This is a genomic window from Parabacteroides sp. AF21-43 (genome assembly GCF_003635435.1).
GTDB classification, from domain to species: domain Bacteria; phylum Bacteroidota; class Bacteroidia; order Bacteroidales; family Tannerellaceae; genus Parabacteroides; species Parabacteroides distasonis.
Genome location: NZ_QTMG01000068.1, coordinates 1 through 625, shown reverse-complemented (window position 1 = coordinate 625; position 625 = coordinate 1). Strand labels below are relative to the sequence as shown.

Annotated in this window: 1 pseudogene; it reads right to left on the bottom strand. The window is 53.3% G+C overall.

The features are described 5' to 3' along the window. Positions 1-475, bottom strand: a pseudogene (locus DWX84_RS22070) (transcriptional regulator); the annotation flags it as partial. Positions 476-625 lie beyond the last annotated feature (150 nt).

The following is a 625-nucleotide window of genomic DNA, read 5'->3' as shown; positions in this document are numbered from 1 at the left end:
TCAACAAGCGGCCGCTATCTGGCACGTACACCGGAAGCTCGTTGGAGTAAGAAGCCGCGACCCAACGCAAGGTATCCATCTCACGATCCGAGAGGTACGGGAAATAAGACCGCCCGCCGGAGGAAACCCGGGGGAGGAAATTATACAGGGGAAGCGTACGCTTCAGGCTAAAGATCTCGTCCTCCGAGGCGTGGACGAACACGTAGTTGTACAGCAGGGGCCGTTTCGTGTTGACCATCTTACCGCCCACCTTCCTCGCCTCGACATATGAAGGGGAGAAATACTCGAACAGCGTCTCCCCACGACGCTCACGGCGGGAAAGCTCAGCGTCCAGTCCCTTCGAGGGGCTGATCTTGTCACGCCCGCCACCGGCGGTAGGGAGCGTGAGCACGTACCAGCGGACAGCCTCTTGATCACGTCGCTTCAGAACATGCGCCATGAACCTATCCGAGCACTTGCCTGTCAATATATCCATCTCTATGATTATCTTTTCCAGTGGTTATCCCGTGGCCCGAAAACAGACCCCACGGCAATTCAGAGCCCTACCAAGAATCTTTTATATCATCTTGATAAACAGTACTTTATATTTTTAAATGTGGCATTACTGAAAATTACCATCTCTCGA